Source organism: Gordonia spumicola, from assembly GCF_009932475.1.
Classification (GTDB): Bacteria; Actinomycetota; Actinomycetes; order Mycobacteriales; family Mycobacteriaceae; genus Gordonia; species Gordonia spumicola.
Genome location: NZ_BJOV01000005.1, coordinates 1,463,652 through 1,486,033, shown reverse-complemented (window position 1 = coordinate 1,486,033; position 22,382 = coordinate 1,463,652). Strand labels below are relative to the sequence as shown.

Genomic DNA, 22,382 nt, shown 5'->3' with positions numbered 1-22,382 from the left:
CCGAGCCCAATCAGCCGATGTCGCCGGTGGAGTTCGTCGACGAGCGTTCCGGTGGAAAGATGGTCCGCCGTCAAGGCGTCACCGCGCCGCTGGGTTTCCGCGCGGCAGGTATCGCGGCCGGCATCAAGGCGAGCGGGAGGCCCGATCTCGCGTTGGTCTTCAACGAGGGTCCGGAGTACGACGCCGCGGGCGTGTTCACGGCCAATCAGGTCAAGGCCGCTCCGGTCCTCTGGTCGCAGCAGGTCCTCACCGGTCGTCGGCTGCGCGCGGTGATCCTCAACTCGGGCGGAGCCAACGCGTGCACCGGTCCCGGCGGATTCCAGGACACGCACGCGACCGCGGAGGCCGTGGCCGCAGCGCTGTCGAACTGGGGCACGGAGACCGGTGCGGGCGAGATCGCGGTCTGTTCGACGGGGCTGATCGGCGATCGGCTGCCGATGGACACGGTGCTGTCCGGTGTCACCGAGATCGTCCACGAGATGGGCGGCGGCATCGAGGGCGGCACCGATGCGGCGTACGCGATCATGACGACCGACACGATCCCGAAGCAGGTGGCCCTCCACCATCCCGGCGGCTGGAACGTCGGCGGCATGGCGAAGGGCGCGGGCATGCTCGCACCGTCGCTCGCCACCATGCTGATCGTCGTCACGACCGACGCGAAGGTCACCGCGGGACAACTCGACACGGCGCTGCGCCGGGCCACGGCCCGCACGTTCGACAGGCTCGACGTCGACGGCGCCATGTCGACGAACGACACCGTGCTGCTCCTGTCGTCCGGCGCCAGCGCGATCGAGGTGTCGCAGGACGAACTCGACGATGCGGTGTTCGCGGTCTGCGACGACCTCGCCGCCCAGCTGCAGAACGACGCCGAAGGAGTCACCAAGCGCGTCGACATCACCGTCACCGGTGCACGCACGGAGGCCGACGCGGTCGTCGTCGCCCGGTCGCTCGCACGGGACTCCCTCGTCAAGACCGCGCTCTTCGGTTCGGACCCGAACTGGGGTCGCGTGATTGCGGCGATCGGCGTCACCCCGGTGATCATCGATCCCGACGCGATCGCCGTCTCGTTCAACGGTGCGATGGTGTGCGAGAACGGCACGGGTGTGCCCGGCGCCCGCGAGGTGGATCTGTCCGGTGACCGCATCCATGTGGTCGCGAACCTCAACCTCGGCGACGCCGAGGCGACGATCCGGACCACGGACCTGTCGCACGCGTACGTCGAAGAGAACTCGGCGTACTCGTCATGACCGACCAGACACCTCTCCAGAAGGCCGGGATCATCGCCGAGTCGCTGCCCGCGCTGCAGGCGTTGCACGGCAAGCGCGTGGTCGTGAAGTACGGCGGCAACGCGATGGTCGACGACCAGCTCAAGGCCGCGTTCGCCGCCGACATGGTGCTGCTGCGGGCGTGCGGGATCCACCCGATCGTCGTCCACGGCGGCGGCCCGCAGATCTCGGCGATGCTCAAACGCCTCGGTCTGGAAGGCGAGTTCCGAGGCGGCTTCCGCGTCACCACCCCCGAGGTCATGGACGTGGCGCGCATGGTCCTGTTCGGCCAGGTCGGACGCGAACTCGTCGGCCTGATCAATCGGCACGGTCCGTACGCGGTCGGCATCACCGGCGAGGATGCTCACCTCTTCACGGCGTCGCGGCGCAGCGTGATGGTCGACGGGGAGGCCACCGACATCGGTCTCGTCGGCGACATCACGGCCGTCGACACGTCGGCGGTGGACGACCTCATCGTCGCGGGCCGCATCCCGGTGATCTCGACGATCGCCCCCGACGCCGACGGCGTGGTGCACAACATCAACGCCGACACCGCGGCCGGCGCGATCGCCGCGGCACTGCGGGCCGAGCATCTGGTGATGCTGACCGACGTCGAAGGCCTGTACACCGACTGGCCGGACCGCTCGTCGCTCGTGTCGACGATCACCGCGAGCGAGGTCGCCGCGTTGCTGCCGAGCCTGGACGCCGGCATGGTCCCGAAGATGGAGGCCTGCCTGCGCGCCGTGGAGGCGGGTATCGGCGCCGCCCACGTCATCGACGGTCGGGAACCGCACGCCGTGCTCGCGGCGCTGCTCACCGCGTCGACCGCGGGCACGGCAGTCGTCGCCGACGGCGACATCACAGACGTCACGAAAGGGGAGCGGCCATGACCGCACCGTTGCAGGAGCGGTGGCATTCGTCGCTGATGAACAACTACGGGACGCCGCCGATCGCGCTGGTGCGCGGTGAGGGCGCGCTCGTGTACGACGCCGACGGCAAGGAGTACCTCGACCTGCTCGGGGGCATCGCCGTCAACGCGCTCGGCCACGCGCATCCGGAGATCATCGAGGCCGTCACCGCGCAGTTGTCGACGCTCGGTCACGTCTCGAACCTGTACATCGCGCCGCCCGTCGTCGAACTGGCCGAACGGCTGCTCGCCGCATTCGGCCACGAGGGCCGAGTGTTCGTCTGCAACTCGGGCACCGAGGCCAACGAGGCCGCGTTCAAGTTGGCCCGCCGCACGGGCCGCCCGCAGATCATCGCGGCCGAGGGCGGGTTCCACGGTCGGACGATGGGCGCCCTCGCGATGACCGGCCAGCCGGCCAAACGGGCCCCGTTCGAACCTATGCCCGCGGGCGTCGACTTCGTGCCGTACGGCGACGTCGCCGCGCTCGAGGCGCTGGTCTCGGAGCGGACCGCCGCGGTGATCCTCGAACCGATCCAGGGTGAGAACGGTGTCGTCGTCCCGCCGGAGGGCTACCTGGCGGCGGCCCGCGAGATCACTTCGAGGCACGGCGCGCTGCTGATCCTCGACGAGGTGCAGACCGGAATCGCCCGGACCGGTGCGTACTTCGCACATCAGCGCGTCGGGATCGTCCCCGATGTGATGACCCTCGCGAAGGGACTCGGCGGCGGCATGCCGATCGGAGCCGTCATCGCGACCGGCCCGGCGGCCGATCTCTTCGAGCCCGGACAGCACGGAACCACGTTCGGCGGCAACCCGGCCTGCGCGGCGGCGGCCGTCGCCGTCCTCAAACACATCGACGCCAACGGCCTGTGCGAGCGGGTCGACTCGCTCGGCAAGTCGCTCGCGGCGGATGTCGAGGCGTTGGGGCATCCGCTCGTCGCCCATGTCAGGGGCGACGGACTGCTGCTCGGCATCGTCCTCACCGAGCCGCTGTCGGCGCAGGTCGACGCCGCGGCGAAGCGGGCGGGCTACCTGCTCAACGCACCCGCGCCGAACGTGCTGCGTCTGGCGCCGCCGCTGATCCTCTCCGACGAGCAGGCGGACGCGTTCGTCGCCGACCTCCCCGGAATCCTCGACGCCGCGCAGAAAGCAGGAACGCGATGACACGGCACTTCCTCCGAGACGACGACCTCACACCGGCCGAACAGGCACAGGTCCTCGCCCTCGCCGCCGAGATGAAGGCCGATCCGTTCGCGCGTCGCCCGCTCGCGGGCCCGAAGGGCGTCGGCGTGGTCTTCGACAAGAACTCGACGCGCACCCGCTTCTCGTTCGAGGTCGGCATCGCGCAGCTCGGCGGGCACGCCGTGGTCGTCGACGGCGCGACGACGCAGATGGGCCGCGACGAGTCGCTCGCCGACACCGGGCGCGTGCTGTCGAGGTTCGTCGACGCCATCGTGTGGCGCACCTTCGGTCAGGACCGGCTCGACGGCCTCGCCGAGTACTCCTCGGTGCCGGTCGTCAACGCGTTGAGCGACTCGTTCCACCCCTGTCAGGTGCTCGCCGATCTGCAGACGATCGCCGAGCACAAGGGACGCACCGCGGGGCTCACCCTGACCTACCTCGGCGACGCCGCCAACAACATGTCCAACTCGCTGATGATCGGCTGTGCGATGGCGGGCATGCACGTCCGGGTGAGCGGTCCGGACGGTTTCCGTCCCGATCCGGAGATGATCGCGGCGGCGCAGCGGCAGGCCGAGCGGACCGGTGGCAGCGTCACCGTCGTCGACGACCCTCGGGTCGCGGCGGCGGGCGCGGACGTCCTCGTCACCGACACGTGGGTGTCGATGGGGCAGGAGAGCGACGGACTCGATCGGGTCGGACCGTTCCGGCCGTACCAGATCAACGACGACCTGCTCGCCTTGGCGGCGGACGATGCGATCGTCCTGCACTGTCTTCCCGCCCACCGCGGCGAGGAGATCACCGATTCGGTGATCGACGGACCGGCGAGCGTCGTGTTCGACGAGGCCGAGAACCGACTGCATGCGCAGAAGGCGCTGCTCACGTGGCTGCTGGAGAACCAGTGACCGACGGCGTGGAGTCTGGGCGGCTGGCCGCGACGCGCGCCGGACGGCACGCGCGGATCGTCGAGATCCTCGCGGCCGAATCGGTTCGAAGCCAGGTGGAGCTGCAGAACCGACTCGCGGCCGTGGGCATCGACGCGACGCAGGCGACGCTGTCGCGCGATCTCGACGAACTCGGTGCGGTCAAGCTGCGGGCCGCCGACGGCGGGGCGGGCGTGTACGTGGTGCCCGAGGACGGCACTCCCGTTCGCGGCGTCTCCGGGGGCACCGACCGGCTGTCGCGGCTCCTCGCCGAACTGCTGGTGTCGACGGACTCGTCCGGCGACATGGCGGTCCTGCGGACGCCTCCGGGCGCGGCGGGCTATCTCGCCAGCGCGTTGGACAGATCTCGCCTGGCGGGCGTGGTGGGGACCATCGCGGGCGACGACACCGTCTTCGTCCTCGCCCGTCGTCCCCTCACCGGGGCCGACCTCGCCCAGCAGATCGAATCGCTGGTGTGAGCCCGCCGGTCGCGCGCCCCGGCGACCGGCGCGCACATGCACAATTGACCAGAACCGCACTCTCATCCAAGGAGCCCGAGACACTCATGGCCGACAGCATCGACGCATCCACTCCGCGCGCGGAAGGCACCAACGAGGGCGCCTTGTGGGGCGGTCGCTTCGCCGACGGCCCGGCCGCAGCGATGGCCGCGCTCAGCAAGTCCACGCACTTCGACTGGGCGCTCGCACCGTACGACGTCGCCGCGTCGAAGGCGCACGCCCGTGTCCTCAACCGGGCGGGCCTCCTGACCGACGACGACCTCGTCGCCATGCAGGCGGGCCTCGACCGGCTGGCGTCCGACGTCGCCGACGGAACCTTCGGTCCGGCACCGTCGGACGAGGACGTGCACGGCGCGCTCGAGCGGGGCCTCATCGAACGGGTCGGCACGGAGCTGGGCGGCAGGCTTCGCGCGGGTCGATCGCGTAACGACCAGGTGGCGACCCTGTTCCGGATGTGGCTGAGGGACGGCATGCGCCGCGTCGGCCTCGGCCTCCTCGACGTCGCGGAGGCCCTCGTCGCCCAGGCCGAGGCGAACCCCGGCGTGGTCATGCCCGGCAAGACGCACCTGCAGGCCGCACAGCCGGTGCTGCTGGGCCACACCCTGCTGGCTCACGCGCAGCCGCTGCTGCGCGACGTCGCCCGGATCATCGACGCCGACCGCCGTGTCGCGGTGTCGCCCTACGGATCCGGCGCGCTCGCCGGATCGTCGCTCGGTCTCGACCCGGCGGCGATCGCCGCCGATCTGGGTTTCGACAGTGCGGCCGACAATTCGATCGACGCGACCAGCTCCCGCGACTTCGCCGCCGAAGCCGCGTTCGTGTTCGCGATGGCGGCGGTCGACCTGTCGCGGCTCGGCGAGGACGTCATCCTGTGGAGCACGCCCGAGTTCGGCTACGTCACGCTGGCCGACGCCTGGTCGACGGGCAGCTCGATCATGCCGCAGAAGAAGAACCCCGACGTCGCCGAACTCGCCCGTGGCAAGGCGGGCAGGCTGATCGGCAACCTGACGGGGCTCTTGGCGACCTTGAAGGCGCAGCCGCTCGCGTACAACCGCGATCTGCAGGAGGACAAGGAGCCGGTCTTCGACTCCGTCGCACAGCTCGAACTGCTGCTGCCCGCGATCACCGGTCTCGTCGCGACGCTGACCTTCCACCCGGGCCGGATGGCCGAACTCGCGCCCGCGGGCTTCACCCTCGCCACCGACATCGCCGAATGGCTTGTGCGCCAGGGTGTTCCGTTCCGTGTTGCACACGAGGTCGCGGGCGAGAGCGTCCGTGTCGCCGAGCAGCGCGGGGTTGGTCTCGCCGATCTCGACGACGAGACCCTGGCGTCGATCAACCCGGAACTCACCCCGCAGGTCCGCGAGGTGCTCACCGTCACCGGTTCCATCGAGTCGCGCAACGCGCTCGGCGGCACCGCATCGTCGCAGGTGGAACGCCAGATCGTGGTCGCGTGGGCGACGATCGACGAACTCCGCGGCTCCCTGTCGTAGGCGGGGCGGCGGGACTTTTGCCCACCGCGTCGGCCGGGCGTGTCTGCAACCTCTCGGAACGGGTAAGGTGATCCGCGTCGCGGACCCGCACCGGCGGTGACGAACGATGCCGCGGCGGAGAGGGACAGCTGTGGGACTGCCCAGGGTAGGGGCCGCCGTCGGCCGTATCGTCGCGACTGCACAGAACGGCCTCGAGGTCCTCCGACTCGGTGGGCTCGAGACGGGGACCGAACCGGCGCCGTACAAGGTGGTCGAGACGGAGAAGATGTTCCGCCTGCGGCGGTACTTCCCGGACGACCCGGGCGACGGCGCGTCGCACGTCATCCTGATCCCGCCGATGATGGTCTCGGCCAACGTCTACGACGTCACCGAGCACAATGGCGCGGTCTCCGTGCTGCACCGGTACGGGATCATCCCGTGGGTGGTCGACTTCGGTTCGCCCGACCACGAAGAGGGCGGCATGGAACGCACCCTCACCGATCACGTCGTCGCGATCAGCCGTGTCATCGACCTGGTCCGCGGAATCGTCGGGCGCGACGTCCACCTGGGCGGCTACTCGCAGGGCGGCATGTTCGCGTACCAGACGGCCGCGTATCGCCGCGCCGAAGGACTCGCGAGCATCGTCACGTACGGCAGCCCCGTCGACATCACCGCGGCCATGCCCCTCGGCCTGCCCGCGAACCTCGTGGTCCCCGGCGTCGAGTTCCTCGGCGACCGCGTCTTCTCGAACATCTGGATCCCCAGCTGGCTGGCGCGTACCGGATTCCAGCTCGCCGACCCGGTGAAGACGGCCAAGAGCCGCATCGACTTCCTCCGCAAGCTCCACGACCGCGACGCGCTGCTGCCGCGCGAGGACCAGCGGCGTTTCATCGAGCAGGAGGGCTGGGTCGCCTGGTCCGGCCCGGCCGTCGCCGAGTTGATGCGCCAGTTCGTGGTGCACAACCGGATGATGTCCGGCGGCTTCGTCATCGACGGCGACGTCGCGTCGATGTCGGACATCACGTGCCCGGTCCTGGCGTTCGTCGGCGAGACCGACGACATCGGACAGCCGGTAGCCGTCCGAGGCATCCAACGTGCGGCGCCGGACGCCGACGTCTACGAGACCGCCGTGCCCGCGGGCCACTTCGGCCTCGTCGTCGGTTCGACCGCGGGCAGGCTGTCGTGGCCTACCACCGCCGAATGGATCCTGTGGCGCGACGGCCGCGGTCCGCGTCCCGAGGCCGCGCATCCGATGGACTCGTCGGTCACCACGGGCACCGGAATCAGCTGGGCCAACCGGCTCACCTACGGCGTCGGCCAGGTCGCGGGCGCGGGGACAGCGGTGTCGAAGGAACTGATCGACGCCGTCTCGACGATCCAGCGGACCACCGTAGCCGTCGCGTCCGAGTCGGTGCGGACGGTTCCGCGACTGTTCCGACTCGGTCAGATCCAGCCGTCCACCCGGATCTCGCTCGCCAAACTGATGAGCGAGAACGAACGTCGCACGCCGAACGACGAGCTCTTCCTGTTCGAGAACCGAGTCCTCACGCACGACCAGGTCAACACGCGCATCGACAACGTCGTCGCGGGCCTCATCGAATGCGGTGTCCGACCCGGCGAGCACGTCGGCGTGTTGATGGACACGCGTCCGTCCGCGCTGGTCGTCGTCGCCGCGTTGTCCCGACTCGGCGCGGTCGCCGTGATCCTGTCGTCCGGGGACGATCTCCCCGAGATGCTGACGCTCGCCGAGAGCAACGTGATCCTCACCGACCCGAACCACCTGGACGTGGCGACGCGGGTCAGCGACCGCGTCCTCGTCCTCGGCGGCGGCGATGAGCGCGTCATCGATCGGGCGGACGGCGTTCGCGTGGTCGACATGGAGCGGATCGACCCCGACCGGGTGCGGATTCCCGTCTGGTACCGCCGCGACCCCGGTCTGGCGGGCGACCTCGCGTTCATCCTGTTCACCAAGTCGAACGGCCGGATCTCGCGGTGGTCCATCACCAACCACCGATTCGCGATGTCGGCGTTCGGCGCCGCGGCCGCAGCCGGTCTGTCGAACCGCGACACCGTCTACTGTCTTCCGCCGCTGCACCACGCGTCCGGTCTGCTGACCACGCTCGGCGCGACCGTCGCGGGTCGGTCGCGCATCGCACTCTCGAACAGCGTCGATCCCGCTCGATTCGCCTTCGAGGTCCGGCACTACGGAGTCACCGTCGTCTCCTACACGTGGTCCATGCTCTCGGAGATGATCCGGCGAGACGACTTCGACGCCGCGCAGCTCGCGACGGTCCGCCTGTTCATGGGATCGGGCCTGACGACCGGGCTGTGGTCCGACATCCGCGAAGCGCTGCCGAAGGCCCAGGTCCTCGAGTTCTTCGCGACGGCGGACGGCTCGGCGATCCTCGCCAACGTCGACGGCAACAAGATCGGCGCGATGGGTCGCTCCCTGCCGGAGACGAACAACGTCCGGATCGCCGCCTACGACACCGCGACGGAACAGCTCGTCGTCGACCGTGAGACCGGCTTCATCCGGGAAGCGGGGGCGGGCGAAGTCGGGATGCTCGTCTCGCATGCGGCGCAGAAGTTCGACGCGTCCGGCCTCGTCCTGCGCGACGTGTTCCGCTCACACGACCGGTGGGAGGTGTCGGGCAGCCTGTTCCGGGCCGACGCCGACGGCGACCTGTGGTTCATGGGGTCGGCACAGGGCGCGATCCGCACGTACCGCGGCGTCGTGTACCCGACGCCGATCCAGAACGCACTGTCGTCGATGCCCGTCGTCGACCAGGCCGTCGTCTACGGTGTCGGCAAGGCCGGCTCGCAGTTGGCGATCGCCGCGATCAGCCTCCGCCCGGACGCTCCGTCGAGCACACCGACCATGCTCCGCGTCGGGCTCGGCGAGCTGGAGTCCGCCGAGCGACCGGACATCATCTGGGTCGCCGACACGATCCCGGTGTCCGAGTCGTTCCGTCCGCTCACCAAGGACTTCGTCGCACGCGGTGTCCCGAAGCCCGGACCCAAGGTCTGGTACCGCGACGCCGACGGCCGCTACCGTCGCTACACCGCGAGCGCCGCGAAGACCATCGACTGGTCGTGGCCGCAGGCACGGATCGAGACGGTCGACGAGCTCGTCGAAGCCTCCGAGTAACCTGAGGACCCATGAGCACACGCGCTGAACGCCTCGACCCGGTTGTCCGCGACCGGCTCGTCTGCCCGCAGGACCTCGGTGTACTGATCGACGCCGGGGACGAGCTGTACAACCCGCGCCTGCGGGTGGCGTACGGCATCGACGAACTCGGCATCCCCAACATGCTGATCGACGATGCGCGGGCCGTGTCCGACGACGAGCACCTCGCCATCACCGGCGGGGACGGAGAGTGACCGGGGTGAGCGAGAACATCCTCGACGAACTCGCCTGGCGTGGGCTGATCGGTCAGACCACGGATCGCGAAGCGCTCCGCGAAGCCCTCGACGCGGGTTCGATCTCGCTGTACGCGGGTTTCGATCCGACCGCGTCGAGCCTGCACGCGGGTCACCTCGTCCCGCTGTTGACACTGCGCCGCTTTCAGCTCGCCGGTCATCGGCCGATCGTGCTGTCGGGAGGTGCGACCGGACTGATCGGTGATCCGCGGGACGTCGGCGAGCGCGCGATGAACACCACCGACACCGTCGCGGGCTGGGCCGACCGAATCGTCGGCCAGCTCCGACGCTTCGTCGACATCGACGATTCGGAGACCGGAGCCGTCCTGGTCAACAACATGGACTGGACCGGATCGCTCAGCGCGATCGACTTCCTGCGCGACATCGGCAAGCACTTCTCGGTGAACGTGATGCTTGCGCGGGAGACGGTCAAGCGTCGTCTCGAGTCGGACGGGATCAGCTACACCGAGTTCAGCTACCTGCTTCTGCAGTCGAACGACTACCTCGAACTCCACCGCCGGTACGGAGCCACTCTTCAGATCGGCGGCTCGGATCAGTGGGGCAACATCGTCGGTGGCGTGGACCTGATCCGCAAGGTCGAAGGCGGGAGCGCCCACGCACTCACGGTTCCGCTCGTGACGTCCGCCGACGGTAAGAAGTTCGGCAAGTCGACAGGCGGCGGAAGCGTGTGGCTCGACCCGGAGCTGACCAGTCCGTACGCCTGGTACCAGTACTTCGTGAACACGGCCGACGCTGACGTGATCGGTTACCTCAAGTGGTTCACCTTCCTGTCACAGGAGGAGATCGCCGAGCTCGAGCAGCTCACCGCGGAGAAGCCGTTCCTCCGCACCGCGCAGAAGCGGCTCGCCGCAGAACTGACCACGCTCATCCACGGCGCCGACATGACGGCGGCCGCGGAACTCGCCAGCCAGGCGTTGTTCGGCAGGGGAGAGCTCGACGGCCTCGACGAGGGAACGCTGTCCGCGGCGCTCACCGAAACGGGTGTGGCCGAGTTCGAGGCCGGCGCGACACCCACCATGGTGGAACTCCTCGTCACGGCCGGTCTCGCCGACGGAAACAAGGCCGCCCGTCGCGCGATCGACGAAGGCGGAGCCTACGTGAACAACGTGAAGATCACCGACGCGGACTGGACGCCGTCGCAGGCGGAACTCCTTCACGGCAGGTGGCTGGTGCTCCGACGGGGGAAGAAGACCTTCGCCGGAGCGAGGATCGGCTGACTACCAGCAGGTTTGTCCTTCCCGGCGGGTGTGTGTAACTTATTCGAAGTCAGCGCGACACCGCGCAGACATCAACTCCACCCGGAGCGGTTGCACAATCGCTCGCCGGGCGGGTACAGTTGAAACCCGCTCCACCAACCACTTCTTCTGACTCCGGAAACGGAGAACGAACCGAGGTTGCGGAGCAGGAACCAGCCTGGTAGGCTGGAAGAGTTGGCCGCGAGCCGGTCGGCGTACAATGCAAGTTCACTGGAGTTCAGTCCCTGTTTGTGGGGATCGGTGCTGGTGGGTGTGTGTTCTTTGAGAACTCGATAGTGTGTAAAATAGATGTTCTTGTGCCACATATTTTTTTGGTTTGTGGCATGAAGGATTGATGGACAGATCATGGTTCCTTGGTGGACGATGATGTTTTTGATTGAATTCTTGTCAGTTTTTTGGATTTGGTCAGGTTGTGCTTTCTGGCTTGTGCTGAAATTGCGGTCTTCGGGTCGTGTTTCTGTATTTTTTGTTGGAGAGTTTGATCCTGGCTCAGGACGAACGCTGGCGGCGTGCTTAACACATGCAAGTCGAACGGAAAGGCCCTTTCGGGGGTACTCGAGTGGCGAACGGGTGAGTAACACGTGGGTGATCTGCCCCAAACTCTGGGATAAGCCTGGGAAACTGGGTCTAATACTGGATATGACCTTCTGCTTCATGGTGGATGGTGGAAAGCTTTTGCGGTTTGGGATGGGCCCGCGGCCTATCAGCTTGTTGGTGGGGTAATGGCCTACCAAGGCGACGACGGGTAGCCGACCTGAGAGGGTGATCGGCCACACTGGGACTGAGACACGGCCCAGACTCCTACGGGAGGCAGCAGTGGGGAATATTGCACAATGGGCGCAAGCCTGATGCAGCGACGCCGCGTGAGGGATGACGGCCTTCGGGTTGTAAACCTCTTTCGCCAGGGACGAAGCGCGAGTGACGGTACCTGGAGAAGAAGCACCGGCCAACTACGTGCCAGCAGCCGCGGTAATACGTAGGGTGCGAGCGTTGTCCGGAATTACTGGGCGTAAAGAGCTCGTAGGCGGTTTGTCGCGTCGTCTGTGAAATTCTGCAACTCAATTGCAGGCGTGCAGGCGATACGGGCAGACTTGAGTACTACAGGGGAGACTGGAATTCCTGGTGTAGCGGTGAAATGCGCAGATATCAGGAGGAACACCGGTGGCGAAGGCGGGTCTCTGGGTAGTAACTGACGCTGAGGAGCGAAAGCGTGGGGAGCGAACAGGATTAGATACCCTGGTAGTCCACGCCGTAAACGGTGGGTACTAGGTGTGGGGTCCATTTCACGGATTCCGTGCCGTAGCTAACGCATTAAGTACCCCGCCTGGGGAGTACGGCCGCAAGGCTAAAACTCAAAGGAATTGACGGGGGCCCGCACAAGCGGCGGAGCATGTGGATTAATTCGATGCAACGCGAAGAACCTTACCTGGGTTTGACATACACTAGAAAGCTATAGAGATATAGCCCCCCTTGTGGTTGGTGTACAGGTGGTGCATGGCTGTCGTCAGCTCGTGTCGTGAGATGTTGGGTTAAGTCCCGCAACGAGCGCAACCCTTGTCCTGTATTGCCAGCGGGTTATGCCGGGGACTTGCAGGAGACTGCCGGGGTCAACTCGGAGGAAGGTGGGGATGACGTCAAGTCATCATGCCCCTTATGTCCAGGGCTTCACACATGCTACAATGGCGCGTACAGAGGGCTGCGAGACCGTGAGGTGGAGCGAATCCCTTAAAGCGCGTCTCAGTTCGGATTGGGGTCTGCAACTCGACCCCATGAAGTCGGAGTCGCTAGTAATCGCAGATCAGCAACGCTGCGGTGAATACGTTCCCGGGCCTTGTACACACCGCCCGTCACGTCATGAAAGTCGGTAACACCCGAAGCCGGTGGCCTAACCCCTTGTGGGAGGGAGCCGTCGAAGGTGGGATCGGCGATTGGGACGAAGTCGTAACAAGGTAGCCGTACCGGAAGGTGCGGCTGGATCACCTCCTTTCTAAGGAGCAGACAACACCCAACGCCCACTCGAACGCAGCTGGGGTTGGTGTTTGTTCATAGGGTGAAACACAAGAACCCACCGTGATGGTTGGGCGCCGCGAGAGTCGGTGTTCTGCTGGTGGTTGCAGTCGGGTGACTGGCTGTTGTCTTTTTGCACACTATCGGGGTTCTGAGAGAACACGCGCTGTCCTGCCCTTGTGGGGGTGGGTGGTGGTTGTTGTCTCTGCTCGCTGACATTCCGCCACGTCGTGTGGTGTTGGGTGTGGGTGGGTGTGTGTTGTTTGAGAAGTGGATAGTGGATGCGAGCATCTTGAAATATAGGTGTCGTATTGCAATTTCAAAATGTATGTTGATTTTTGTGATGTCCACATTCGTGCCGCACGAAGCTGTGATGGCCTTTCGGGGTTGTTGTGGTGGGGTGGTGGTGTGTTTGTGGGTGTTGTTGTAAGTGTTTTAGGGCGTTCGGTGGATGCCTTGGTACCAGGAGCCGATGAAGGACGTGGTAGGCCGCGATAGTCCTCGGGGAGTTGTCAAACGAGCTGTGATCCGAGGGTGTCCGAATGGGGAAACCCAGCACGAGTTATGTCGTGTTACCCACCCTTGAATATATAGGGGGTGTGGAGGGAACGTGGGGAAGTGAAACATCTCAGTACCCACAGGAAGAGAAAACAATAGTGATTCCGTGAGTAGTGGCGAGCGAAAGCGGATGAGGCTAAACCATGCGTATGTGATACTCGGCAGGGGTTGTGCGTGTGGGGTTGTGGGAGCATTATTGGTGCGTCTGCCGGCGTGTCGGCCAGTAAGAAAATCGTGTGTTAGGTGAAGTGGCCTGGAATGGTCTGCCGTAGTGGGTGAGAGTCCCGTAACTGAAAACGCGCGGTCTGGTTGTAGTGTTTCCCAAGTAGCAGCGGGCTCGTGGAATCTGCTGTGAATCTGCCGGGACCACCCGGTAAGCCTAAATACTTTCTGGTGACCGATAGCGGACTAGTACCGTGAGGGAAAGGTGAAAAGTACCCCGGGAGGGGAGTGAAATAGTACCTGAAACCGGACGCTTACAATCCGTCAGAGCCTTCCATCTTTGGGTGGTGGGGTGATGGCGTGCCTTTTGAAGAATGAGCCTGCGAGTTAGTGCTCAGTGGCAAGGTTAACCCGTGTGGGGTAGCCGTAGCGAAAGCGAGTCTGAATAGGGCGCCCCAAGTCGCTGGGTCTAGACCCGAAGCGGAGTGATCTACCCATGGCCAGGGTGAAGCAGAGGTAAGACTTTGTGGAGGCCCGAACCCACTTCAGTTGAAAATGGAGGGGATGAGTTGTGGGTAGGGGTGAAAGGCCAATCAAACTCCGTGATAGCTGGTTCTCCCCGAAATGCATTTAGGTGCAGCGTTGCGTGTTTCTTACTGGAGGTAGAGCTACTGGATGGCCGATGGGCCCTACAAGGTTACTGACGTCAGCCAAACTCCGAATGCCGGTAAGTGAGAGCGTGGCAGTGAGACTGCGGGGGATAAGCTTCGTAGTCGAGAGGGAAACAGCCCAGATCGCCGGCTAAGGCCCCTAAGCGTGTACTAAGTGGAAAAGGATGTGGGGTCGCGAAGACAACCAGGAGGTTGGCTTAGAAGCAGCCACCCTTGAAAGAGTGCGTAATAGCTCACTGGTCAAGTGATCCTGCGCCGACAATGTAGCGGGGCTCAAGTACACCGCCGAAGCCGCGGCACTCACACATGTACATCGGCCACTTTTGTGGTCTAGTGGTGTGGGTGGGTAGGGGAGCGTCCTGCATCCGTGGAAGCGCCGGAGTGATCTAGGTGTGGAGGGTGTGGGAGTGAGAATGCAGGCATGAGTAGCGAAAGACAAGTGAGAAACTTGTCCGCCGAATGACCAAGGGTTCCTGGGCCAGGTTAATCCGCCCAGGGTGAGTCGGGACCTAAGGCGAGGCCGACAGGCGTAGTCGATGGACAACGGGTTGATATTCCCGTACCCGTGTATCCGCGTCCAGTGGCGAATCATCTGTACTAACCATCCAAAAGCTGTCTTTGCTTTCTTCGGATTGCTCTGGTGGTGGCTGCGTGGGACCTTGGGTGTAGTAGTCAAGTGATGGGGTGACGCAGGAAGGTAGCTGGGCCAGTCAGTGGTTGTACTGGTGTAAGCCTGTAGGGAGTGACATAGGCAAATCCGTGTCGCACATAATCCTGAGAGGTGATGCGTAGCCCGTTGGGGTGAATTCAGTGATCCTATGCTGCCGAGAAAAGCCTCTAGCGAGTTGGTACATGGCCCGTACCCCAAACCGACACAGGTGGTCAGGTAGAGAATACTAAGGCGATCGAGATAACTGTGGTTAAGGAACTCGGCAAATTGCCCCCGTAACTTCGGGAGAAGGGGGACCACGGCTGGTGAACGCCTTTGCGGTGGGAGCTGGTGGTGGTCGCAGAGACCAGAGAGAAGCGACTGTTTACTAAAAACACAGGTCCGTGCGAAGTCGTAAGACGATGTATACGGACTGACGCCTGCCCGGTGCTGGAAGGTTAAGAGGACCGGTTAGTCACTTTTGGGTGGCGAAGCTGAGAATTTAAGCCCCAGTAAACGGCGGTGGTAACTATAACCATCCTAAGGTAGCGAAATTCCTTGTCGGGTAAGTTCCGACCTGCACGAATGGCGTAACGACTTCTCTGCTGTCTCAACCACAGGCTCGGCGAAATTGCAGTACGAGTAAAGATGCTCGTTTCGCGCGGCAGGACGAAAAGACCCCGGGACCTTCACTATAGCTTGGTATTGGTGTTCGGTACGGTTTGTGTAGGATAGGTGGGAGACTGTGAGGCTGGCACGCTAGTGTTGGTGGAGTCGTTGTTGAAATACCACTCTGATCGTATTGGGCTTCTAACCTCGGACCCTGATCGGGTTCAGGGACAGTGCCTGGTGGGTAGTTTAACTGGGGCGGTTGCCTCCTAAAGTGTAACGGAGGCGCCCAAAGGTTCCCTCAGCCTGGATGGCAATCAGGTGTTGAGTGTAAGTGCACAAGGGAGCTTGACTGTGAGACGTACATGTCGAGCAGGGACGAAAGTCGGGACTAGTGATCCGGCACCGGCAAGTGGAAGCGGTGTCGCTCAACGGATAAAAGGTACCCCGGGGATAACAGGCTGATCTTCCCCAAGAGTCCATATCGACGGGATGGTTTGGCACCTCGATGTCGGCTCGTCGCATCCTGGGGCTGGAGTAGGTCCCAAGGGTTGGGCTGTTCGCCCATTAAAGCGGCACGCGAGCTGGGTTTAGAACGTCGTGAGACAGTTCGGTCTCTATCCGCCGCGCGCGATTAGAAACTTGAGGAAACCTGTCCCTAGTACGAGAGGACCGGGACGGACGAACCTCTGGTGTGCCAGTTGTCCTACCAAGGGCACTGCTGGTTAGCTACGTTCGGAAGGGATAACCGCTGAAAGCATCTAAGCGGGAAGCCTGTTCCAAGATGAGGTTTCTCACCACCTTCGGGTGGGTAAGGCCCCCTACAGACTATGGGGTTGATAGGCCAGAACTGTAAGCATAGTAATGTGTTCAGGTGACTGGTACTAATAGGCCGAGGACTTACTAACAACACTCACGCACTTTGTTTTTGAGTGTGTTCGCATCCACTATCTACTTCTGAAACAACACACGACCGTCACCTGGGTTGGTGGTGGTTGTTGATAGTTTCATATTGTTTCGGTGGCTATAGCGGAGGGGAAACGCCCGGCCCCATTCCGAACCCGGAAGCTAAGCCCTCCAGCGCCGATGGTACTGCACTTTAGTCAGTGTGGGAGAGTAGGACACCGCCGAACTCAACATTAGTGAAGCCCCCAACCCTTGTGGTTGGGGGCTTCACTGCATTCTGCGTATAACGCGCGATAGATTGGACGTTATGAGCAAGCCATCGGGTGATGAGCCCGTCCTGCCCGACGATGTGTCCGCATCCGATTTGGACCCGGAGATCCGTCGCGACCTGCAGGCCCTCGACAGGACGACCGCGGATCGCGTCGCACGACACCTTGTGATGGCATCCGACCTTCTCGGCGTCGACCCCGAAGCAGCACTCGCGCATGCACGTGCGGCCCGCGCCAGGGGCGCACGGGTCGGTGTCGTCCGAGAGACGGCGGGCATCGCCGCCTACAACGCGGGCGAGTGGCAGGAGGCGATTACCGAACTACGGGCCGCGCGACGCATGACCGGGTCGGCGGACCTCTTGCCGCTGATCGCGGACAGTGAACGTGGCCTGGGACGCCCCGAACGCGCCGTCGAGATCGCGGAGAGCGCCGACGCGCGGCGACTGTCCGGTGACGAAGCCCTCGAAATGCTGATCGTGGCATCGGGAGCACACCTCGACCTTGGACAGCCGGAGAAGGCGGTCACACTTCTCGAGTCCGGAGACTTGCGGCCCGGTCGAATCGGCAGCGATGCCGCCCGACTGTTCTACGCGTACGCCTCGTGCCTCGACGCCGCTGGACGACGCACAGACGCCCTGACATGGTTCCAGAACGCGGCGGCCGCCGACGTCGACGATCTGACCGACGCGGAGTTCCGTCTCATGGAACTCGGCGGAGACGAGCCGCGCCCGACAGACCTGGGGGACTCCGACGATGCGGCGGTGCTCGGCGCCCAATACGACACGCTGCTCGTCGATCTCGACGGGACGCTGTTCGCGGGGGCGTCCGCCCTGCCTCATGCGGTCGACGCGGTGAACGCAGCATCCGGCTCGGTCCTCTTCGTGACGAACAATGCGAGCCGTTCGCCCGAGGACGTCGCGTCGCATCTGGATTCCCTCGGGTTCAGCGCAACAGCGGACCAGGTCGTCACCAGTGCTCAGGCGGGCGCCACGCTCGTCGCCGAGCGTGTGCCCGCGGGCAGCAGAGTTCTCGTCGTAGGGGCTCGGTCGTTGCGGGACGAGATCGCCGCACGCGGGCTCGTCGTCGTCGATTCGGCGGACGACGAGCCGGCCGCCGTCGTCCAGGGACATTCACCCGACACCGGATGGGCCGAGCTCTCCGAAGCGGCGCTCGCGGTGCGCGGCGGTGCGACTTGGGTGGCGTGCAACGTCGACACCACCCTGCCCAACGAGCGCGGACTGCTTGTCGGCAACGGTTCGATGGTCGCCGCCGTGAAGTCCGCGACCGGAGCGCAGCCTCTCGTCGCGGGCAAGCCCGCCGCGCCGATCATGCGGGATGCGCTGTCCCGCAGTGAAGGTCGTCGGCCTCTTGTCATCGGAGACCGCCTCGACACCGACATCGCCGGAGCCCACGCCGTCGGACTCGACAGCCTGTTGGTCCTCACCGGCGTGTCGACCGCCGCGGATCTCCTCGCCGCGGCCCCGGACAGCCGCCCGACGTACGTGGCGATCGACGGGCTGGCGGGTCTGGCCGCGAATGCGTCGTCCCTTCGCATCGGCTCGCACGACGACTGGCGAGTCCAGGTGATCGATGAGCACGTGACCGTCGCCGCTCGTGGTGACGCCGACCCGTCGACGCTTCTGCCCACTCTCGCGCACGCCGTCTGGACGGCGGACGTCGGCGGTCGTGACCTGCGGATCGCCGCCGAAGACGACGCGGCGGCGCGGGCACTCGAATCGGTGGGTCTGGACGTCCTGCGTTAGCCTTGAGGTGTTATGAGCACTCCGAGCGGCCCCACACCGGCATCCCTGGCAGCCCGATCGGCACAGCAGAACGCACCCGCGGGCGACCCGGCCGACCATCCGGTGGCGGCCGAGGTGCGTGACCTCCTCGAGGAGGCCGCGATGATCGGCTCCGTCGTCGGTGAAGAGTTCGACCTCGGCGCGGTGTCCCGACAGACGCAGCTGCTGTCGAAGGCGCACGACGCCCTCGCGAACGCGCTCGAGGACGCCCGCTGATGGCGGCTCGGGCACGGCTCGACGCCGAACTCGTCCGCCGCGGACTAGCTCGGTCCAGGGAACAGGCGCGCGAGCTGATCGACGCGGGCAAAGTGAAGGTGAACGGGACGGTGGCGTCCAAACCCGCCACCAATGTCGCGAAGGACACACCGGTGCTGGTCACCGAGGTCGACACCGACGATTGGGCCTCACGCGGGGCGCACAAACTGCTCGGAGCCCTCGACGCGTTCGAACCGCAGGGCGTCACCGTCGCTGGCAAGCGCTGTCTCGACGCGGGGGCCTCCACCGGTGGCTTCACCGACGTACTGCTCTGCCGGGGCGCCCGCGAGGTGGAAGCGGTCGACGTCGGCTACGGACAGCTCGTGTGGAAGCTGCAGACCGACGACCGCGTCCACGTCCACGATCGCACCAATGTGCGTCACTTGACGCCCGAGACGATCTCGGGCGAAGTGGATCTGATCGTCGGCGACCTGTCGTTCATCTCGTTGAAGCTCGTGCTCCCCGCGCTCGCGGCGTGTCTCACCGCCGGCGGCGATGCGCTGCCCATGGTCAAGCCGCAGTTCGAGGTCGGTAAGGAACGAGTCGGCACCGGTGGTGTGGTCCGCGACCCGGCCCTGCGGACGGAAGTGGTCGAAGACGTGGCCGCGGCGGCACAGGCGCTCGGCCTGCGGACGCTCGGTGCGGTGGCGAGCCCATTGCCCGGTCCGTCCGGCAACGTCGAGTACTTCCTGTGGCTGCGCAAGACGATGTCGGAGCCCGGAGATACCGTTGAGACGCCGCAGATCGACGACGACGTGCGGCGCATGATCGCGAAGGCCGTCGCCGACGGCCCTGCTTGAGGCTGGAAGGCGAACTGAGGATGTCCGACCGCACCTTCATGGTGGTCGCCCACACGGGCCGGGATTCGGTGACGACGACGCTGACCGCCATCGCCGAACGCTGTGCGGCGGCGGGCGTGGCGCTTCGTCTCGTGGACCACGACCTGTACGACTCGGGCCATCCCGATCAGACGCCGGACGTCGAGTCCATCGACCCGGACGTCCTGCGTCGGACGGGGGCGGACGTCGAGGTGACCGACCCCCGGACGGTGTCCGCGGCCGGATGCGAACTCGTGATCGTCCTCGGCGGTGACGGGACGTTCCTGCGCGCCGCGGAACTGGCGTATCCGTCGTCGGTGCCGCTCATGGGGATCAACCTCGGTCACATCGGCTTCCTCGCCGAGGCCGAGTCGCATCGACTCGACGACGTGCTCGACCTGCTCATCTCGGGCAGATACCGGGTCGAGGACCGGATGGTCCTCGACGTTGAGGTCAGGGACCCGGGCGCCGAATCGCCACGCGTCCGCACGTGGGCGCTGAACGAAGTCGTCATCCAGAACAAGTCGAAGAGCGGCGTCCTCGAACTCGTGACCGAGGTCGACGGCAGGCCGGTGTCGGCGTTCGGCGCCGACGGACTGCTCGTAGCCACCCCGACCGGGTCGACGGCATATGCCTTCTCGGCGGGCGGCCCGGTGATGTGGCCCGACCTGGAGGCGATCCTCGTCGTCCCGAGCAACGCCCACGCGCTGTTCGCCCGTCCCATGGTCACGTCGCCTCGGTCGCGCGTCGCGGTGGAGATCCACCGGGGCGGCCGCGACGGAGTGGCGCTGTGCGACGGCCGCCGCGTGATCGACATGCCTGCCGGTTCCCGCATCGAGGTGTTCCGCGCGCAGCGGTCCCTCCGCTGGGTGCGGATCGGTTCGGAGCCATTCGCGGACCGTCTCGTCACCAAGTTCTCGCTGCCGGTCACCGGTTGGCGGGGGAGGAGCTGATCGACTGTGCTCGAAGAACTGTCCATCACCGGCCTCGGTGTCGTCGAGGCGGCGTCCGCTGAGTTCCATCCAGGCTTCACCGCTCTCACCGGTGAGACCGGAGCGGGCAAGACCATGATCGTGACGAGCCTGCGGCTGCTGTCCGGCGGACGCGCCGACGCCGGTCGAGTACGCACCGGCGACGACCGCGCGATCGTCGAAGGACGGTTCCGACTTCCGGCCGAAGCGAACGCGACCATCACCGACCTGCTGGAAGACACCGGGGCGGACGTCGACGACGACAACACGGTGATCGCGTCGCGGACGGTGAACGCCGACGGCAGGTCCCGCGCCAGGTTGGGCGGACGGAGCGTCCCGGTCGGCACGCTCGGAGCCCTCACCGGCGAACTGCTCGCCATCCACGGACAGAACGACCAGTTGCGACTGATCCGGGGCGATCAGCAGCGCGCGGCGCTCGACCGGTACGCGGGCGCGGCCGCGGCCAAGACCCTCGCCAAGTATCGGAAGGCCCGGGATCGATGGATCGCGGTGCTCGACGAACTCGACGCACTGCGCGCCGACTCACGCGAGTTGGCGCAGGAGGCCGACCGACTCCGGTTCGCGCTCGAGGAGATCGAGGCGGCCAAGCCGTTGCCCGGGGAAGACGTCGAAATCGTCGAGATCGTCCGCAGGCTCACCGACCTCGAGGACATCCGGTCGGCCGCGACCCAGGCGCACGGGATCGTCGCCGGCGACGGGACGTCGGTGCTCGACGCGCTCGGCACGGTCCGGTCCCTTCTCGAGTCCGCGGCCGACCAGTCGCTCCGAGATCTGCGTCCCCGCATCGAAGAGGCCCTCGTGGTCGTCGGCGACATCGGGGACGAACTGACCGGCTATCTCGCGGGCCTGCCCGACGACGCCGCAGACCTCGACGCGTTGTTGAATCGTCAGGCCGAACTGAAGTCGTTGACCCGCAAGTACGCGGCCGACGTCGACGGCGTCCTCGAGTGGCAGGCCGACGCCGAGCGTCGTCTCGCCGAGATCGCCGACCCGCAGGCCAGGATCGACGAACTCGAAGCCGAGTCGACGGCGATCCGGGCCGAGGTCGGGACGCTCGCCGCGACCCTCCACGCACAACGGAGCAAGGCCGCGAAATCGTTGGCGTCGAAGGTCTCGGTCGAGCTCACCGGTCTCGCGATGGGCGGAAGCGAGCTGGCCGTGACGGTGTCGCTGCGAGCCGCGGACGACCCGCGTCTCATGGTGGACATCGACGGCGCGCGGGCGCACGCGGGCGGTCACGGCGCCGACGTCGTCGAGTTCGGCCTCGTAGCCCACAAGGGCGCCCAGCCGCTGCCGATCGCGAAGTCGGCGTCCGGCGGCGAACTGTCTCGCGTGATGCTTGCTCTCGAAGTGGTTCTCGCTGAACCGGATTCGGGTTCGGTCATGGTGTTCGACGAGGTCGACGCCGGCGTCGGAGGCGCGGCCGCGGTGCAGATCGGCGCCCGCCTGGCAAGGCTCGCGCGACGACACCAGGTGATCGTGGTGACTCACCTGCCGCAGGTGGCCGCATTCGCCGACAACCATCTGCTGATCGGTAAGCAGGGCGGTGGATCGGCCGGACGTCAGCGTTCGACGCTCACCGCTCTCGACCGGGACGCCCGAGTGTCGGAGCTGGCGCGGATGCTCGCTGGACTCGGCGACTCCGAGACCGGGCGAGCACACGCCGAGGAACTGCTCCAGACCGCGGAGTCGGCCCGCTCCGAAACGTGAGTCGCATGTGACT

General features: G+C 65.7%; 14 protein-coding genes and 3 rRNA genes. All 17 read left to right on the top strand.

Translation table 11 applies throughout. The annotated features are described in order from the left end of the window. The first annotated feature begins 17 nt into the window (after positions 1-17). The 17 genes from argJ (at position 18) to recN (ending at position 22,369) form a co-directional block, all read left to right on the top strand. Positions 18-1,247 (top strand): bifunctional glutamate N-acetyltransferase/amino-acid acetyltransferase ArgJ, encoded by a 1,230-nt coding sequence (gene argJ / locus GYB83_RS18130; protein WP_161897579.1) that lies wholly within the window; start codon positions 18-20, stop codon positions 1,245-1,247. Beyond that, on the top strand, positions 1,244-2,155 hold the full coding sequence (gene argB / locus GYB83_RS18125) for an acetylglutamate kinase (RefSeq protein ID WP_161896737.1): 912 nt from the start codon (positions 1,244-1,246) through the stop codon (positions 2,153-2,155). Before argJ ends, argB begins: the two co-directional genes overlap by 4 nt. Continuing rightward, positions 2,152-3,336 (top strand): acetylornithine transaminase, encoded by a 1,185-nt coding sequence (locus tag GYB83_RS18120; RefSeq protein ID WP_161896736.1) that lies wholly within the window; start codon positions 2,152-2,154, stop codon positions 3,334-3,336. The genes argB and GYB83_RS18120 overlap by 4 nt, the downstream gene beginning before the upstream one ends. Further along, on the top strand, positions 3,333-4,256 hold the full coding sequence (gene argF, locus GYB83_RS18115) for an ornithine carbamoyltransferase (RefSeq protein ID WP_161896735.1): 924 nt from the start codon (positions 3,333-3,335) through the stop codon (positions 4,254-4,256). Before GYB83_RS18120 ends, argF begins: the two co-directional genes overlap by 4 nt. Beyond that, positions 4,253-4,753, top strand: a complete 501-nt coding sequence (locus GYB83_RS18110; RefSeq protein WP_161896734.1) for an arginine repressor — start codon at positions 4,253-4,255, stop codon at positions 4,751-4,753. Before argF ends, GYB83_RS18110 begins: the two co-directional genes overlap by 4 nt. Positions 4,754-4,839: 86 nt before the next feature. Then, positions 4,840-6,285, top strand: coding sequence for an argininosuccinate lyase (gene argH, locus GYB83_RS18105; RefSeq protein WP_161896733.1), 1,446 nt, complete (start codon positions 4,840-4,842; stop codon positions 6,283-6,285). A 130-nt stretch (positions 6,286-6,415) separates the two neighbouring features. Further along, positions 6,416-9,412, top strand: a complete 2,997-nt coding sequence (locus tag GYB83_RS18100; RefSeq protein ID WP_371865228.1) for an AMP-binding protein — start codon at positions 6,416-6,418, stop codon at positions 9,410-9,412. Between the two features lie 11 nt (positions 9,413-9,423). Beyond that, positions 9,424-9,645, top strand: coding sequence for a Trm112 family protein (locus GYB83_RS18095; RefSeq protein WP_161896731.1), 222 nt, complete (start codon positions 9,424-9,426; stop codon positions 9,643-9,645). A gap of 5 nt (positions 9,646-9,650) precedes the next feature. Further along, entirely contained in the window at positions 9,651-10,922 is a 1,272-nt protein-coding gene (gene tyrS / locus GYB83_RS18090) for a tyrosine--tRNA ligase (protein ID WP_186349804.1), read from the top strand. Positions 10,923-11,427: 505 nt separating this feature from the next. Further along, positions 11,428-12,948: ribosomal RNA gene (locus tag GYB83_RS18085) — 16S ribosomal RNA — on the top strand. 444 nt (positions 12,949-13,392) lie between these two features. Next, positions 13,393-16,525: ribosomal RNA gene (locus GYB83_RS18080) — 23S ribosomal RNA — on the top strand. Positions 16,526-16,633: 108 nt separating this feature from the next. Beyond that, positions 16,634-16,750: ribosomal RNA gene (gene rrf, locus GYB83_RS18075) — 5S ribosomal RNA — on the top strand. Together the 16S, 23S and 5S rRNA genes form the textbook arrangement of a ribosomal RNA operon. Before the next feature lie 80 nt (positions 16,751-16,830). After that, entirely contained in the window at positions 16,831-18,555 is a 1,725-nt protein-coding gene (locus GYB83_RS18070; RefSeq protein WP_161896729.1) for an HAD-IIA family hydrolase, read from the top strand. 12 nt (positions 18,556-18,567) lie between these two features. Beyond that, positions 18,568-18,810, top strand: coding sequence for a hypothetical protein (locus GYB83_RS18065; RefSeq protein WP_161896728.1), 243 nt, complete (start codon positions 18,568-18,570; stop codon positions 18,808-18,810). Then, positions 18,810-19,649: a TlyA family RNA methyltransferase gene (locus GYB83_RS18060; RefSeq protein WP_161896727.1), complete on the top strand. Its 840-nt coding sequence runs from the start codon at positions 18,810-18,812 to the stop codon at positions 19,647-19,649. The genes GYB83_RS18065 and GYB83_RS18060 overlap by 1 nt, the downstream gene beginning before the upstream one ends. A gap of 20 nt (positions 19,650-19,669) precedes the next feature. Continuing rightward, positions 19,670-20,620: an NAD kinase gene (locus GYB83_RS18055; protein WP_161896726.1), complete on the top strand. Its 951-nt coding sequence runs from the start codon at positions 19,670-19,672 to the stop codon at positions 20,618-20,620. Between the two features lie 6 nt (positions 20,621-20,626). Continuing rightward, entirely contained in the window at positions 20,627-22,369 is a 1,743-nt protein-coding gene (gene recN / locus GYB83_RS18050; RefSeq protein WP_161896725.1) for a DNA repair protein RecN, read from the top strand. The last annotated feature ends 13 nt before the right edge of the window (positions 22,370-22,382 follow it).